The 15,219-nt window shown below is 58.7% G+C and carries 15 protein-coding genes; 2 read left to right on the forward strand and 13 right to left on the reverse strand.

Annotated features, from left to right (window positions below; genetic code table 11):
• Nucleotides 1–18: 18 nt before the first annotated feature.
• The 9 genes from ACGI6K_RS16040 to ACGI6K_RS16080 all read right to left on the reverse strand — a co-directional run bounded on the left by ACGI6K_RS16040 (nucleotide 19) and on the right by ACGI6K_RS16080 (nucleotide 8,119).
• The gene (locus ACGI6K_RS16040) at nucleotides 19–798 is read right to left on the reverse strand and encodes a cytochrome c1 (RefSeq protein ID WP_376948578.1); all 780 of its coding nucleotides are present in this window, start codon (nucleotides 796–798) and stop codon (nucleotides 19–21) included.
• A complete protein-coding gene (locus ACGI6K_RS16045; RefSeq protein WP_376948580.1) occupies nucleotides 798–2,009 on the reverse strand; it encodes a cytochrome b in 1,212 nt (403 codons plus the stop codon). Before ACGI6K_RS16045 ends, ACGI6K_RS16040 begins: the two co-directional genes overlap by 1 nt.
• Complete coding sequence (gene petA, locus ACGI6K_RS16050) at nucleotides 2,009–2,602, reverse strand: ubiquinol-cytochrome c reductase iron-sulfur subunit (protein WP_376948582.1); 594 nt, start codon at nucleotides 2,600–2,602, stop codon at nucleotides 2,009–2,011. Before petA ends, ACGI6K_RS16045 begins: the two co-directional genes overlap by 1 nt.
• Before the next feature lie 262 nt (nucleotides 2,603–2,864).
• A complete protein-coding gene (gene rpsI / locus ACGI6K_RS16055; RefSeq protein ID WP_012699951.1) occupies nucleotides 2,865–3,257 on the reverse strand; it encodes a 30S ribosomal protein S9 in 393 nt (130 codons plus the stop codon).
• A 14-nt stretch (nucleotides 3,258–3,271) separates the two neighbouring features.
• Complete coding sequence (gene rplM, locus ACGI6K_RS16060; RefSeq protein ID WP_376948585.1) at nucleotides 3,272–3,700, reverse strand: 50S ribosomal protein L13; 429 nt, start codon at nucleotides 3,698–3,700, stop codon at nucleotides 3,272–3,274.
• Nucleotides 3,701–4,039: 339 nt separating this feature from the next.
• Complete coding sequence (gene nfi, locus ACGI6K_RS16065; protein ID WP_376948712.1) at nucleotides 4,040–4,705, reverse strand: deoxyribonuclease V; 666 nt, start codon at nucleotides 4,703–4,705, stop codon at nucleotides 4,040–4,042.
• Between the two features lie 103 nt (nucleotides 4,706–4,808).
• Nucleotides 4,809–5,933 carry a cell division protein ZapE gene (zapE, locus tag ACGI6K_RS16070; protein WP_376948587.1) on the reverse strand — a complete coding sequence of 375 codons (1,125 nt, stop codon included), beginning with the start codon at nucleotides 5,931–5,933 and terminating at the stop codon, nucleotides 4,809–4,811.
• Nucleotides 5,934–6,102: 169 nt separating this feature from the next.
• The gene (locus ACGI6K_RS16075; protein ID WP_376948589.1) at nucleotides 6,103–7,464 is read right to left on the reverse strand and encodes a tryptophan--tRNA ligase; all 1,362 of its coding nucleotides are present in this window, start codon (nucleotides 7,462–7,464) and stop codon (nucleotides 6,103–6,105) included.
• A gap of 22 nt (nucleotides 7,465–7,486) precedes the next feature.
• Nucleotides 7,487–8,119, reverse strand: a complete 633-nt coding sequence (locus tag ACGI6K_RS16080; RefSeq protein WP_376948591.1) for an alpha/beta hydrolase — start codon at nucleotides 8,117–8,119, stop codon at nucleotides 7,487–7,489.
• Nucleotides 8,120–8,389: 270 nt separating this feature from the next.
• Between ACGI6K_RS16080 and ACGI6K_RS16085 the strand changes: the two genes are divergently transcribed.
• Nucleotides 8,390–8,833, forward strand: a complete 444-nt coding sequence (locus ACGI6K_RS16085) for a YhcB family protein (RefSeq protein ID WP_376948593.1) — start codon at nucleotides 8,390–8,392, stop codon at nucleotides 8,831–8,833.
• A gap of 207 nt (nucleotides 8,834–9,040) precedes the next feature.
• Here the strand turns inward: ACGI6K_RS16085 and cysN are convergent, their stop codons facing one another.
• The 3 genes from cysN to ACGI6K_RS16100 all read right to left on the reverse strand — a co-directional run bounded on the left by cysN (nucleotide 9,041) and on the right by ACGI6K_RS16100 (nucleotide 12,756).
• Entirely contained in the window at nucleotides 9,041–10,942 is a 1,902-nt protein-coding gene (gene cysN, locus ACGI6K_RS16090) for a sulfate adenylyltransferase subunit CysN (RefSeq protein ID WP_376948595.1), read from the reverse strand.
• Between the two features lie 12 nt (nucleotides 10,943–10,954).
• Nucleotides 10,955–11,872 carry a sulfate adenylyltransferase subunit CysD gene (cysD, locus tag ACGI6K_RS16095; protein WP_012699943.1) on the reverse strand — a complete coding sequence of 306 codons (918 nt, stop codon included), beginning with the start codon at nucleotides 11,870–11,872 and terminating at the stop codon, nucleotides 10,955–10,957.
• Between the two features lie 125 nt (nucleotides 11,873–11,997).
• Nucleotides 11,998–12,756, reverse strand: a complete 759-nt coding sequence (locus ACGI6K_RS16100) for a Nif3-like dinuclear metal center hexameric protein (protein ID WP_376948598.1) — start codon at nucleotides 12,754–12,756, stop codon at nucleotides 11,998–12,000.
• Nucleotides 12,757–12,866: 110 nt separating this feature from the next.
• On the opposite strand from ACGI6K_RS16100, the gene algW reads away from it, so the two are divergent.
• On the forward strand, nucleotides 12,867–14,018 hold the full coding sequence (gene algW / locus ACGI6K_RS16105; RefSeq protein ID WP_376948600.1) for a Do family serine endopeptidase AlgW: 1,152 nt from the start codon (nucleotides 12,867–12,869) through the stop codon (nucleotides 14,016–14,018).
• A 39-nt stretch (nucleotides 14,019–14,057) separates the two neighbouring features.
• Here algW and hisC read toward each other — a convergent pair whose 3' ends face one another.
• Nucleotides 14,058–15,113, reverse strand: a complete 1,056-nt coding sequence (hisC, locus tag ACGI6K_RS16110; protein ID WP_376948602.1) for a histidinol-phosphate transaminase — start codon at nucleotides 15,111–15,113, stop codon at nucleotides 14,058–14,060.
• Nucleotides 15,114–15,219 lie beyond the last annotated feature (106 nt).

A 15,219-nucleotide genomic window follows, 5' to 3' on the forward strand; every position in this document is an offset into this window, starting at 1 on the left:
AGGTGCAAGTGCGATACGTCAGTGCACGTCTTTCCAGTATTCGCGCTTGAGCAGATAGGCGAACACGAAAAAGACCGCCAGGAACAGAAGCACGTAACCACCGACTCGCTGGCTTTCCAGCTTGACCGGGTTGGCCGAATAGGCGAGGAAGGTCACCAAATTCTTTACCTTCTCGTCGAACTCTTCGGAGGTCAGTGTGCCGGTTTTCGGCAGAATGGTCAGTTGATCGCAAGCTTCATGGGTAATCTCCGCCCCCGTGAGCGGGTCATATTGCTTCTTGCCACCCTCAACCACCTGAACCTGCTTGCAACCGAAGACCTGACGCCCCTGCAGACCAGCCAACACGTTAGGCATGCCAACGTTTGGAAAAACCGTGTTATTCACTCCCAAAGGACGTGACGGATCTTCATAGAAGCTGCGCAGATAGCTATAGAGCCAATCGTTGCCACGCACACGGGCGACCAGTGTCAGATCCGGCGGCGCCGCACCGAACCAGACCTTGGCATCCTCCGGGCGCATACCGATCTTCATGTGGTCACCAATCTTGGCACCGGTGAAAATGATATTTTCCAGCATTACCTCTTCCGGAATGCCCAAGTCCCTGGCTACCCGCTCATAGCGCTGGAAACGGGCGCTATGACAACCCATGCAATAGTTGGCGAAGGTCCGCAGGCCATCCTGCATGGCAGCCTTATCAGCCAGATCAACGTCGACTTTGTCCAGTTCGACAGCGGTCCCCGCAGCAAAGGAAAAGGCTGGCAGGATTGCAAGAATTAACGCAGCAAATTGCTTTTTCATCAGCCAGTCACCCTTTCCGGAACCGGTTTGGTCTTTTCCATCCTGGTATAGAAAGGCATCAGGATGAAGAATGCGAAGTACAGAACCGTGCATACCTGCGACAGAAGGGTGCGACCTGGCGTAGGAGAAAGCACCCCAAGCACACCGAGAATCAGGAAAGAGATACAGAATACCAGCAGCCACAACTTGCTCAGCCAGCCCTTATAGCGCATGGACTTGACAGGACTGCGATCCAGCCAAGGCAGAACGAATAGGACGGCGATAGCCGCTCCCATGGCGATAACGCCAAGCAGCTTGTCCGGAACGGCGCGCAGGATCGCGTAGAATGGCGTGAAGTACCAGACGGGCGCGATATGTTCAGGTGTCTTGAAGGCATTGGCCTGCTCGAAATTCGGCTTCTCGAGGAAATATCCGCCCATTTCCGGGAAGAAGAACACCACAGCGCAGAAGACAAAGAGGAACACCACTACACCGACTATGTCTTTCACGGTGTAATAAGGATGGAAAGGAATGCCATCCAACGGCTTGCCATTGGCATCCTTGTTCTTTTTGATCTCGATACCGTCAGGGTTGTTGGAGCCAACCTCATGCAGGGCCAGGATATGCAGAACGACCAGACCAAGCAGAACGATCGGCAATGCAATGACGTGTAGAGCGAAGAAGCGGTTCAGGGTAATGCCGGAGATCAAATAGTCGCCACGGATCCATTGGGTCAGATCCTCGCCGATCACCGGAATGGCGCCGAACAAGGAAATGATGACCTGAGCCCCCCAATAGGACATCTGGCCCCAAGGCAACAGATAGCCCATGAAGGCCTCGGCCATCAGGCACAGGTAGATCAGCATACCGAAGATCCACACGAGCTCGCGCGGCTTCTGGTAGGAACCATAGAGCAACCCACGGAACATATGCAGGTAGACCACGATGAAGAACGCCGAAGCGCCAGTGGAGTGCAGATAGCGAATGATCCAGCCGTACTCGACATCGCGCATGATGTATTCGACAGAAGCGAAGGCCTCCTCGGCGGACGGGGTGAAGCTCATGGTCAGCCAGATACCGGTGAGGATCTGGTTGACCAGCACCAGCAACGCTAGAGAGCCGAAGAAGTAGAAGAAGTTGAAATTCTTCGGTGCGTAGTATTTGGATAGATGGTCTTCCCACATCGAAGTAGCGGGAAAGCGGGCATCGATCCACTCCATGAACTTGCTCATCACGCCTTCTCCTGATCCACGCCGACAATGATTACATCATCCGATTCATAGGAATGCGGAGGTACCGGCAGGTTCAAGGGCGCGGGCTGTGCCTTGTAGACACGACCGGCCAAATCGTACTTGGAACCATGACAGGGACAGAAGTAGCCCCCCACCCAGTCGCCCCCCAGATCCGCCGGCGCAACCTCGGGACGGAAGGAAGGAGAGCACCCCAGGTGAGTGCAGAGGCCGACCAGCACCAGGATCTCGGGCTTGATCGAGCGCAGTTTCCGGTCGACATAGGCTGGCTGAACCGAGGCAGCGGAATCAGGGTCGGCCACGGCAGACTCAACCTTCTTCAGATTAGTGAGAATCTCCTCGGTACGGCGGACGATAAACACCGGCTGGCCACGCCATTCAGCCACTATTTGCTGCCCTGGCCCAATTTTGCTGACATTCACCTTTACCGGTGCACCTGCAGCCTTGGCCTTGGCACTTGGGAACCAAGATCCCACGAATGGGACCGCAGCCCCCACCGCTCCTGCCGCACCCACCACTGAGGTGGCTGCAACTAGGAAGCGACGCCGGCCGACATTCACGCCGTCATTGCTCATTCAGTTGTCTCCCATCAACTCTGCGGTCCGTTACCCAGACCTGTAATAAAAAAACGAGGCGCGCGAAAAAACGGCAAAATGTTAAAGAAAACCCTTAGGTCTGACAAGGTAATAGCCGGATACAATAATGTCGCGGCGCTTGCAAAGAGCGGTATCTGAGTTGCAATAAACTGTCGCAGAACCTCTCCAGGTACAAAAACTCCGGACATAAAAAAACACCCGGTACTCGACGAGTACCGGGTGCTTCCTGAAAGCGCCGGAATCAGCGCTTGGAGTATTGCGGACGCTTACGCGCCTTGCGCAGACCAACCTTCTTACGCTCGACCTCACGGGCATCGCGCGTCACATAGCCAGCATGGCGCAACGAACTGCGGAAAGTCTCGTCATACTCGATCAGAGCGCGAGTGATGCCGTGACGAATGGCGCCAGCCTGACCGCTGACACCGCCACCGATGACAGTGACATAGATATCAAACTTTTCCACTGTTTCGGTCAATTCGAGCGGCTGACGAACCACCATACGAGCGGTTTCGCGACCGAAGAACTGCTCGAGAGAGCGGTTGTTGATGGAAATCTTGCCAGTGCCCGGACGCAGGAAGACGCGAGCGGTAGCAGTCTTGCGACGGCCAGTGCCGTAGTTTTGAGTCGCCGACATAATGAGCTATCCCCTTAAATCTTCAGTTCTTGAGGCTGCTGAGCGGTATGCGGGTGAACGGCACCCTTGTACACCTTCAGCTTGCGATACATGTCGCGACCCAGTGGACTCTTCGGCAGCATGCCCTTGACCGCAGTCTCGATCACGCGCTCGGGCGCCTTGGCAATCAACTTCTCGAAGCTGATGGATTTGATACCGCCCGGAAAACCGGAATGGGAATAGTAAATCTTGTCGCTGCTCTTAGCACCGGTAACCCGTACTTGCTCGGCATTGATCACGACGATGTAATCACCGGTATCCACATGCGGAGTGTATTCAGGCTTGTGCTTGCCGCGCAGACGGCTAGCGATCTCAGTAGCCAGACGACCCAGGGTCTGGCCGGCAGCGTCGACGACATACCAGTCGCGCTTAACGGTTTCCGGTTTCGCAGTAAAAGTTTTCATTCGTTATAGCCTCAGGGGCCACCCTGAAAATAAGGGGGGCGAATCGTACTGAATGGTGCTTGCCTTGACAAGGTCGAGGCGGCCGGAAACAGACGCTATCGGGGGCTCGGGTCAGCGCGTCCGCAACGGCGGGAGGTCGGTAGGCTAGGCATCCCCTACCTGATTTCCAGCGGGCTAGGCATCCTCGCCAGAAAATCTCTCAAATCATACCGATCACCAAGAAAATAGCAACCATTTTTCCAAAGGAAACGGAACTCCACCCTAGCTCGCCAACAGTCCTTGAAGCACTTGCCCCGTTGGCCGACCATTCGCCGCCCAGATCCGGCCGGTCACTGTTTATCAGGCTCTGCGCGAAGCAAGCCGATCAGCCAAACGGGTCGGCTCGGGCAAGCGATAACGCGTAACACAAGCCATGACCAATCGTGGCGCGCTGGCCAGACTGACGCGATGCCCCGGAGAAACGATCAGGGGACGCACCCGATCCTTGCTGCGCAGCACCGCTCCCAGCACCTCGCCCCGATACATCAGGGGAACCTGATCTCCGCGCTGGGAACCCAACTCCGCATGGGTACCAACGAGAATCTTCTTGGCCACACCAATGGTTGGCAGGCCGCTGACTACCCCCAGATGGGCCGCAATGCCCAATTTGCGTGGATGAGCTATCCCCTGCCCATCGCAGAAAATCAGGTCAGGAACCCGCGGCAACTCCGCCAAGGCGCACAGAACGGCAGGAAGCTCGCGAAAGGACAGCAATCCCGGAATATAGGGCATAGAAGTCGGAATGCGTACCAGACTCTCGGCAAGCACTCCCAGGGTATTGGCATCGAGCAGTACCGCCGCCGCTCGCGTGACACCCCCACCCTCTTCGAAACCGACATCCACGCCGGCTATCAGGCCCAGATCGAGAAAATCATCGCTCAATACAACCTGCCCGGCCAGTTCCTGCTGCAGAAGACGGGCTCCGGCGGGCGTGCCATCCCAGTCACCGAAAGGCGAGTCGGGCACAACCAGAGGCGCAGACATACCTTGAATCCCCTCCCAGCACAGCCTGATCGAAGCAAAGTACGCCAGCCACAAATGACGGGGCCGCTCACGCGGCCCCTGTCGATCACGGCTTGTGTGGCCGTGCGAGGAACTCGTGGGACTGCATTTCCAGCAGACGGCTCAGTGTCCGCTGGAATTCGAACTCCAGACGACCACCAGTATAAAGATCCTTGAGTTCGACTTCGGCAGAAATGATCAATTTGACGTTGCGATCATAAAACTCATCAACCAGGTTGATGAAACGTCGTGCCATGTCATCCTTAGAGACATTCATCTGTTCGACATTGGACAGCAATACTGCCTCGAAGACCTTGCCCAGCTCGATGTAATCGTTCTGACTGCGTGGACCGTCGCACAATTCGCGGAACTCGAACCAAGCTACATCATTAGCAGTCTTGCGTGCGCGAATCTCACGGTTCTCGATCAGCAGGGCATCGTTCTCCTTGACGGCACAACGCTCGGTGAGCAGGCTTTTGAAGCTGCGCTCCAGACTCTCCTCCGCCTCAGCATCCAGCGGCCAGTGGTACAACTCGGCCTGCTCCAGGGCGCGCAAGCGATAATCGATGCCACTGTCGACGTTGACGATCTCCGTGTGCACCTTGAGCAGGGCGATCGCCGGCAGGAAACGGGCACGCTGCAGGCCATCCTTATAGAGGCCATCCGGCACGATATTGGAAGTAGCCACCAGACTCACGCCATTCTTGAACAGCTCCTCCAACAAGGTAGCGAGAATCATCGCATCGGTGATATCGGATACGAAGAACTCGTCGAAGCAGATGACCCGTGCCTCGTTGGCAAAACGCTTGGCAATGATGGTCAGCGGATTCTTCTCGCCTTTGAGGGTTTTCATTTCCTCGTGCACCCGCTTCATGAAGCGATGGAAGTGGGTACGCATCTTCTGTTCAAAGGGTAGAGCGTCGTAAAAAGTGTCGACCAGATAGGTCTTGCCACGCCCCACCCCTCCCCAGAAATAGAGCCCCTTGATTGGCTGCTTCTGCTGAGTCTGCGACTTCTTGCCGAGCAGCCTGTCGAACAAGCCGAGCTTGCTGCCCGTGGCCGCTGCCTGCGGACCGCCGCCGACCAGGTCGTCATAGAGGCGCTGCAGATGACGCACCGCATTTTCCTGAGCGGTGTCGTGGAAGAAATCGGGGCGTTTCAAGTCGGCTTGATAACGCTCAAGGGGTGTCATGGCGGAGTCGGGATAAAGTCGTGAAGAGGCCGCCTTGGCGGCGCTCTCGTCTGTTGGGAATGTCGTCAAGTCGTTCAAAACGGGCCACCCTCATCAAGGTTCAAAGGTTCGCGACCGTCGGTCCGGGCCGAAAAGCGTAAATCCGGTACGGTACAAAGTCGCACGGCGATCAATCGGCAAGCCCTGAAATCGCTTCCCGCAGACGCAACATGGCTGCCTCCAAAGCATCCGGATCGGCATACGTCGGGCTGTCGGCTATGCATTCGCCATCTAGCCAGAGACTGAACTGGGCGCCTTCGTCGGCACGCAGTTCGAGCGCATCTGCCCCCAGGGCAATCAACCGCTGGCTGATCCGCCCCACAGCCTTGGGATCGTCAAAAGGCCGCGACAACAGCAACTCCTCGCCATCGGCGGCTAGAAAACGGAAGCGGAAACTTCCGTCGGGCTCACGAAAACTGACGAAACGCGCAGTTTTCACTGCCTTCTTCCTGCCACTGGCAGTCTGACTGTGCGCCTCAGTGCGGAACGAGCGTAACCCGACCGCCTCGCGCAGCTCTCCAAGGAAAGGAGTGGCGATCCTGCGCGCCTTTGCCGCACCGGCGAGAAGAATGTCCTCCAAGTCAAACGGTCTCGCAATCAGCGTTTGGTAGCGCTCACGAGCCTCGCCCAACTGGTTTTCCAGTAGTTGGAGCAAACGCTGCTTGGCCTCGCCCCAGGCGAGACCGGCCAGCAGATCGGCACGAAATTCGTCGAGTTGCTCGGGCGTGGCGAATGCCTGGTAGAGCGTGAACAGATGCGAGCCGTCCGGATCCTTCGGCTCGCCCGGCTCCCGCGAATCGGTGACGATGCGGGCAATGGCATCTTTCAACTGGCGACTGGAGCCGAACAGCGGAATGGTATTGTCATAACTCTTCGACATCTTGCGGCCATCGAGTCCCGGCAGGGTAGCGACCTCTGCCTCGATCACCGCCTCTGGCAGGGTGAAGAGTTCCCGTCCCCGACCGAACAGATGGTTGAAGCGCTGTCCGATGTCGCGTGCCATTTCCACGTGCTGGATCTGATCGCGGCCGACCGGCACCTTGTTCGCGTTGAACATCAGAATGTCCGCCGCCATCAGCACTGGATAGCTGAACAAGCCCATCGTCACCCCGGTATCCGGGTCTTCTTTGGCTTCCAGATTCTTGTCCACCGCGGCCTTGTAGGCATGCGCGCGGTTGAGCAGCCCCTTGGCCGTCACGCAGGTGAGTAGCCAGGTCAGTTCGGTAATTTCGGGGATGTCCGACTGCCGGTAAAAAGTCGTCCTCTGCGCATCGAGTCCGCAGGCCAGCCAGGTAGCGGCAATTTCCAGGCGCGAGCGCTGGATGCGCGCCGGGTCGTCACACTTGATCAATGCGTGATAGTCGGCGAGGAAATAGAACGAGTCGGCCTGGGAATCGCGGCTCGCGATGATTGCCGGGCGAATGGCACCGGCATAATTGCCAAGATGCGGAGTACCGGTAGTGGTGATGCCGGTGAGGATTCGAGTGGTCATGGTATGAGCTTGTCCACGGTGATCAGAGGCGCGAACTGACCAAGTCCTTCAACTCGCCCAGCCTGCCATGGAAGAAATGCCCGCATTCTGCCACTTTCAGCAACTCATGGGGACGCTGCAGGGTTGCCGACCAGTCATAGACCAATTGCGGGCTGACCACCTCGTCCTGTTCCGGCTGGATAATCGTCAGGTCACTACCCTGTGGCACAACCATCGTTGCACGATCCAGGCGCATCACCGCCGGCGCGACCAGGAACATCCGCTCGGGCACCTGCCCTAGTACAGCCAGGCGCTCTGCAAGATTGAGTGCGACATAGCCACCGAAGGAAAAGCCGAAAATATTCAAGGGTAGCTGCGGCGACTGCCCACGTACCCAACGGACGACTGCTTCGGCATCATCTACCTCGCCACTACCCATGTCGTGATCGCCTGCGCTGGCGCCGACGCCCCGATAGTTGAAGCGCAGCGTACTGTAGCCTGCATCCCGGGCGGTACGTTGCAAGGTGGAGACGACCTTGTTCAGCATGGTCCCACCCTTCACCGGATTAGGATGGCAGAGCAACGCCAGGCCGCGGGCCTGCGGTATCTCGAGGTAAAGAGCCTCGAGTGGGCCACAGGGTCCATCGATGAAAAGGGAGTTTTCGCGATTCGACAAACTATATCTCCGTGAGCAAGCCAGAGGCCGACTCGTCTGGCGTGGTTGGATCGCCGCGCCCTGCAAAGGGAGCGCAGCACAGGAATGCGCTGCGCCGCCAGCCCCGTGGGCGGGCCGTGATAAGGCTTGTCCAATGACGGCACACTGTCCATGACACGGTCAAGTCCGGACCCATTTGCCGGCATGGAACATCGCGTGCGTCTAGATCAGCTATACAGGGCATCCTGGAGCCGCTAACGTAAAATAAAAGAAGCGTATAGAGGAAGGATCGTGGAACAGACGCTCATAGCTTGGTTACTACCAGCCCTCACCCTGCTCGTCGGCATCACCATCGGCTTCATTGCCGCCCGTCTATTGCCCAATGCGGTCCCCAGCCGGACACAACGCCAACTGGACGAACTGCAGGAACGCTTCGATACCTATCAGAGTGAAGTAATTACCCATTTCAACACCACCGCAAGCCTGGTGAAGAAGCTCACTCAGAGTTATGCGGAGATTCAGGAACACCTGTCAGAAGGCGCCAGCCGTCTCGCACTCGATGAATTGACCCGTCAGCGTCTGCTTGCCGCGCTGCAAAACGAAGAAAACCTCGGCAACCATGAGCGCCTGTCCAGCGCAATGACTCCCGAGGCTCCCAAGGATTACGCTCCCAAGCTAGCCGATGCCCCCGGCATGCTGGACGAACAGTTCGGCTTGAAGGGCGGCAAGCACTGAAGCTCTTGCAAGGCTTCAGGCCCCGCCCTGGCGGGACTTTTCCCTTCTCGAACGACCCACCACAACGACACCTATAGAGGCTTGCACCACCCATCGCCGTAGAGACTGACGAAGCCCGCAAGCACCTTAGCAGGCTGCAAAAGTCGGGCTCCAGGGAAGTCGACACCCCACCTTCCCCCGACAGCTGTGAGTGGGGAGTGGACGGGCCTAAAGGGCGCCGCGACTACGCAACAGCTCGAGCACCTGCTTCACCCCCTCTTCCACCGAAAGATGCAAGGTATCGATCACCAGATCCGCGTCCAGCGGTATGTCGTAGGGGAAGGACTCACCGGGGATATGATCGCCTCCCGTAGCATAGATGCCTTGTGGATCCCGCTCACGGCAGACCAGCGGGGAAGCCTGTACATAGACGGTGATCAGGCGCTCGGCACCGACTAGAGCCCGTGCCTGGGCACGCCCCTCGGCATCCGGAGCGACGAAGGCGGCGAGCGCCAGTAGACCGGCTTCGTTGAACTGCCGAGCTACTTGGGCGGCACGCCGCCAATTCTCGGCGCGCCCAGCACGATCCAATGGCAATCCCGTGTTCAGATCATGACTCAGATTCTGCCCGTCCAGTACGTATACTGCGCGCCCCATATCGAACAGTTTGCGCTCCAGGGCATAAGCCAGGGTGCTTTTGCCGGCGCCTGACAGGCCGGTGAACAGAACCGTGACCGGCCGCTGGCCGAAGCGTGTGGCACGCTCCTCGGCGCTGACGTGGGGTAGCAGCCCATGGTGACCACCGACGTTCTGCCCGGACAGAGGCTCGGCGACGATCATACCGGCACCAACGGTACCGTTGGTCAGCCGGTCGATGACGATGAAGGCACCGGTAGTGCGGTTGTACTCATAACCATCGAGGGCAATGGGCGCATCCAGACCGACCCGAACACGAGCGATCTCATTGAGCTTCAGTTCGCTGGCCGGTGCACGATCGAGAGTGTTGACGTCGATACGGTGCTCGATGGCAACGATGTTGCCCGGCACATAGCTAGTGGCGCGCTTGATGTCGTATTTCTTACCTGGCAGCATCGGCTCCTCGGCCATCCATACCAGCATGGCCTCGAAGCTGTCGGCGACCTGTGGACGATTGTCGGCATGCACCAGCATGTCGCCGCGCGACACGTCGATCTCGTCCTCGAGAGTCAAGGTGATCGCCTGACCGGGAATCGCCTGCTCCAGCTCACCATCATAGGTGACGATGGAGCGCACTCGACTGGTCTTGCCCGACGGCAACACGGCGACCTCGTCCCCCTTGTGTACGACACCGCTGGCCAGGGTGCCGGCGAAACCACGGAAGTTGAGGTTGGGCCGGTTGACGTACTGAACCGGGAAACGCATGTCGGTCAGATTGCGATCGGCGGCGATTTCGACAGTCTCGAGGATCTCCATCAGCGATGGCCCCCGGTACCAGGGCGCCCGCTCGCTCCGGTTGACCACGTTGTCTCCCTTGAGCGCCGACATCGGCACGAAATGCAGCGAACTCGGCCTAAGGCCGAGGCGCTCGGCAAACTGCAGGTAATCGGCCTGAATACGCTCGAAAACGCCCTGATCGAAATCCATCAGATCCATCTTGTTGACCGCGACCACGATGTGCCGGATACCCAGCAACGAGGCGATAAAACTGTGCCGGCGGGTTTGGGTCTGCACGCCGTAGCGGGCGTCGATGAGGATGATCGCCAGATCGCAGGTGGATGCGCCGGTGGCCATGTTGCGAGTGTACTGCTCGTGGCCAGGGGTGTCGGCAATGATGAACTTACGCTTGGCAGTGCTGAAATAGCGATAGGCGACATCGATGGTGATGCCCTGCTCGCGCTCGGCCTGCAGGCCGTCGACTAGCAGCGCCAGGTCGACCTCATCGCCAGTCGTGCCGACCCTTTTCGAATCGCGGGTGATCGCTTCCAGGTGATCCTCGTAGATCATCTTGGAATCGTGCAGCAGGCGACCGATCAGGGTGCTCTTGCCGTCGTCGACATTGCCACAGGTGAGAAAGCGCAGCAGTTCCTTGCGTTCGTGCTGGGCCAGATAGGCGAGGATGTCCTCGCTGATCAGTTCGGATTGATGCGACATGGAGCGAAGACCTTAGAAGTAACCCTGACGTTTCTTTTCTTCCATCGAGCCGGCGCCATCGTGATCGATGACTCGCCCTTGGCGTTCGGACGTGCGGGTCAGGAGCATTTCCTGAATGATGTCCGGCAGGGTAGCGGCGGTAGACTCCACGGCACCGGTCAACGGGTAGCAACCGAGGGTGCGGAAACGCACCATCTTCTTCTGGATGCGCGCTTTCTCTTCGGCGGAGAGATGTTCGAGAATACGATCATCGTCGATCATGATCAGGGTGCCGTTCTTCTCGATGACTTCGCGCTCGGCGGCGAAGTACAACGGCACTATGGGGATCTGCTCCAGGTAGATGTACTGCCAGATATCCAGCTCGGTCCAGTTGGACAACGGAAACACTCGAATCGACTCGCCCTTCTTCACCTTACCGTTGTAGACGTTCCACAGTTCGGGGCGCTGGTTCTTCGGATCCCAGCGATGCTTGCTGTCGCGGAACGAATATACGCGCTCCTTGGCGCGGGATTTCTCCTCGTCGCGCCGAGCACCGCCGAAGGCGGCATCGAAGCCGTACTTGTCCAGCGCCTGCTTGAGGCCTTCGGTCTTCATAATGTCGGTGTGCTTGGCACTACCGTGGGTGAAGGGGTTGATGCCCTGCGCTACCCCGTCGGGATTGACATGGGTGATCAGCTCCAAGCCCATCTCCGCGACCATCTTGTCGCGAAATCTGTACATCTCCTGAAACTTCCACTGAGTATCGACATGCATCACCGGGAACGGCAGCTTGCCCGGAAAGAATGCCTTGCGCGCCAGATGCAACATCACGGCAGAATCTTTGCCGATGGAGTACAGCATCACCGGGTTGTCGAACTCAGCGGCCACCTCACGGATGATGTGGATGCTTTCCGCCTCCAGTTGCTTCAGATGCGTCAGTTTGTCGGCCATGGTTACTCACGGATTGCGGATGGGTTACGGCCGGCGGGCCGTGGGACGTCGGCGCACTCTAGCACAGTCCCACTTCTAATAGACGAAGCATTTAGATCAAAGCGATCTAGCGATATAGCCACCATTTAAACCGGATTGGGGCAATCGACGAACAGATGCTCGACGTCAAAGGTTCGCGCCAGGTACTCGCCCAAGGCCTGCACACCATAGCGCTCGGTGGCATGATGCCCTGCCGCGAGGAAATTGATACCGTTCTCCCGAGCACTGTGCACGGTGGCCTCGGAAACCTCGCCGGTCAGATAGGCGTCGGCACCGGCGGCGATCGCCTGTTCGATGTAGCCTTGTGCAGCTCCGGTACACCAGGCGATACGATGGATCGGTCGCTCGGCTTCGATCAGCAGGGGCTGACGACCCAGCACCTGATGCACTTGCCGGGCGAACTCCAGTGCCGCCACCGGCTCGGCCAGGCAGCCGATCAAACCGACCGAGCGCGGATTGCCCGGCTCCAGCGCTCCATCTACCTGCAGCCCGAGCTGCCTGCCCAGTTGCACGTTATTGCCCACCTCGGGATGTACATCCAGCGGCAGATGGTAAGCCAGCAAGCTGATCTCGTTACTCAGCAGGGTATGCAGCCGGCGCCGTTTGTTACCCACGATACAGGGATTTTCGTTGCGCCAGAAATAACCATGATGGACCAGCACCAGATCCGCCCCGACCTCGACAGCCGCATCCAGCAGCGCCTGGCTGGCCGTTACGCCACTGACGACTCTGGCGACCCGGGAACGTCCCTCAACTTGCAAGCCATTCGGACAATAATCGGCAATGCCACTCACCGCCAGATAGCGATCGGCTTCTTTTACCAGTTCGGACAGGGCGATGGCCATCTACGTCTCCATGAAAGGCTCGCGAGCCGCTAGCCAGTCGGCGGCTCCCTCGTATAATGGCGCACCTTACGATCCCCCCTTAGCCCTCGCAACCCCAAGGACTCCACTCCATGCTAAAGGCCCTGCGTTTTCTTGGCTGGCCCCTGGCGGTCGGAGTGCTGCTGGCCCTGCTGATCATCCAGCGTTATCCGGAGTGGGTCGGCTTGCCCCGGCAGCTTGCCGATGAGCAGCAACTGTCCCGCTCTATCCTTGCGCCCCAAGGCCCCGTCTCCTATGCCAATGCCGTGAGCAGCGCCGCACCGGCGGTGGCCAACCTGTACACCACCAAGGTCGTCAAGAAACCGAACCAGCCGCTGTTCGACGATCCACTGCTGCAACAGTACTTCGGCAACTCCCTGCCCAGTCAGCGGCGCCTGGAATCCAGCCTGGGGTCTGCGGTGATCATGCGCCGGGATGGCTATCTGCTGACCAACAACCACGTCACCGCCGGTGCCGACCAGATCGTTGTCGCCCTGCGGGATGGACGGGAAGTCCTCGCCCGGGTAATAGGCAACGATTCGGAAACCGATCTGGCTGTGCTCAAGATCGATCTGGACGAATTGCCGGTCATGTATCTCGGACGCTCTGACAGCATCCGCATCGGTGATGTCGCCCTGGCCATCGGCAACCCCTTCGGCGTCGGCCAGACCGTGACCATGGGCATCATCAGCGCCACCGGACGCAACCAACTGGGCCTGAACACCTACGAGGACTTCATCCAGACCGATGCGGCGATCAATCCGGGCAATTCGGGCGGCGCGCTGATCGATGCCAATGGCTATCTGATCGGCATCAATACCGCCATTTTCTCCAAGTCGGGCGGATCCCAGGGTATCGGCTTCGCGATTCCGGCCAAGCTCGCCCTGGAGGTGATGGAGGAAATCATCAAGCACGGTCAGGTAATTCGCGGCTGGCTCGGACTCGAGGTGCAACCACTGACCAAGGAGCTGGCCGAGTCCTTCGGCCTGGAAGGCCGACCAGGCATCGTCGTTGCCGGCATATACCGTGACGGCCCCGCGCAACGGGCTGGTCTGCAACCGGGCGACCTGATCGTCAGCATCGATGGCCAGCCGGCCACCGATGGACGCCATGCCATGAATCAGGTCGCCCAGACCCGACCGGGAGAAACCATCGAAATCGAGGTCCTGCGCAACGGCCAGGCCCTCACCCTTAGCGCCGAGATCGGTCTGCGCCCGCCACCCACCGCCGTACAGCAGCCATGAGACCACCCTGCCTGGGAACGAGACAGGCCCACTTGTGGCTCAGCAAAGGGCCGCCAGCACGTCGGTCAGCGCCCGGTTCTGTTCCGGAGTTCCGACGGTGATGCGCAGGAACTGACGAATCCGTTCCTGCTTGAAATGGCGAACTATCACCCCCTGCTCACGCAGCCCTGCCGCCAATCGTTCGGCATCGTGAACGGGGTGACGAGCGAAGACGAAGTTGGCTGCTGATGGCAATACTTGGAAGCCCAGACGCTGCAACTCACCGACCAGGCGTTCGCGGCTGTCGATCACCCGCCGGCAGGTCTGCTCGAAGTAGGCACGATCCTCGAAGGCCGCCGCCGCTCCAGCTATGGCCATACGATCCAGCGGATAGGAATTGAAGCTATTCTTGATCCGCTCCAGCGCTTCGATCAGTTCCGAGTGGCCGACCGCCAGACCGACTCTCAGCCCGGCCAGGGAACGCGACTTGGATAGGGTCTGGGTCACCAGGAGATTGGCATGCCGGTCAACGAGACCGATCGCTGTCTCGCCACCGAAATCCACATAGGCCTCATCCACCACCACCACCGAGTCCGGGTTACTCTCGAGCAGCCGCTCGATGGACTCGAGCGGCAGTAGGCAGCCTGTCGGAGCATTGGGATTGGGGAAGATGATGCCTCCGTTGGGACGCACAAAGTCTTCGACGCGAATGCGAAACTCCTCGTCCAGCGCAACGGTCTCGAAGGGAATTGCGTAGAGACCACAGTACACCGGATAGAAGCTGTAGGTCACATCCGGGAACAATAGCGGCCGGCCATGTTGGAACAGCCCATGGAAGATGTGCGCCAGCACCTCGTCGGAGCCATTGCCGACGAACACCTGGTTGCTCCGCACTCCATAGTAGTCAGCGATCGCCTGCTTCAGGCGCTCGCCGTTGGGATCGGGATACAAACGCAGGCCATCGTTCAGTTCGACCTGCATGGCAGCGATTACCCGCGGCGACGGCCCATAGGGATTTTCGTTGGTATTGAGCTTGACCAGCTTGCTTAGCTTCGGTTGTTCGCCCGGTACATAGGGCACCAGGTTCTTGACGAAGGGACTCCAGAATTTGCTCACGCCCTTCCTCTCCTCGGATTTGTTGCAATCGTCTTGCATGGAAGCCAATCCTCCGGCGCGCTTATGCTCGTGAGCATCGCAGACGGATTCGCCTCCGCCGGTTTTG

The sequence above is a fragment of the Azorhizophilus paspali genome, assembly GCF_043587585.2.
Taxonomy (GTDB): domain Bacteria; phylum Pseudomonadota; class Gammaproteobacteria; order Pseudomonadales; family Pseudomonadaceae; genus Azotobacter; species Azotobacter paspali.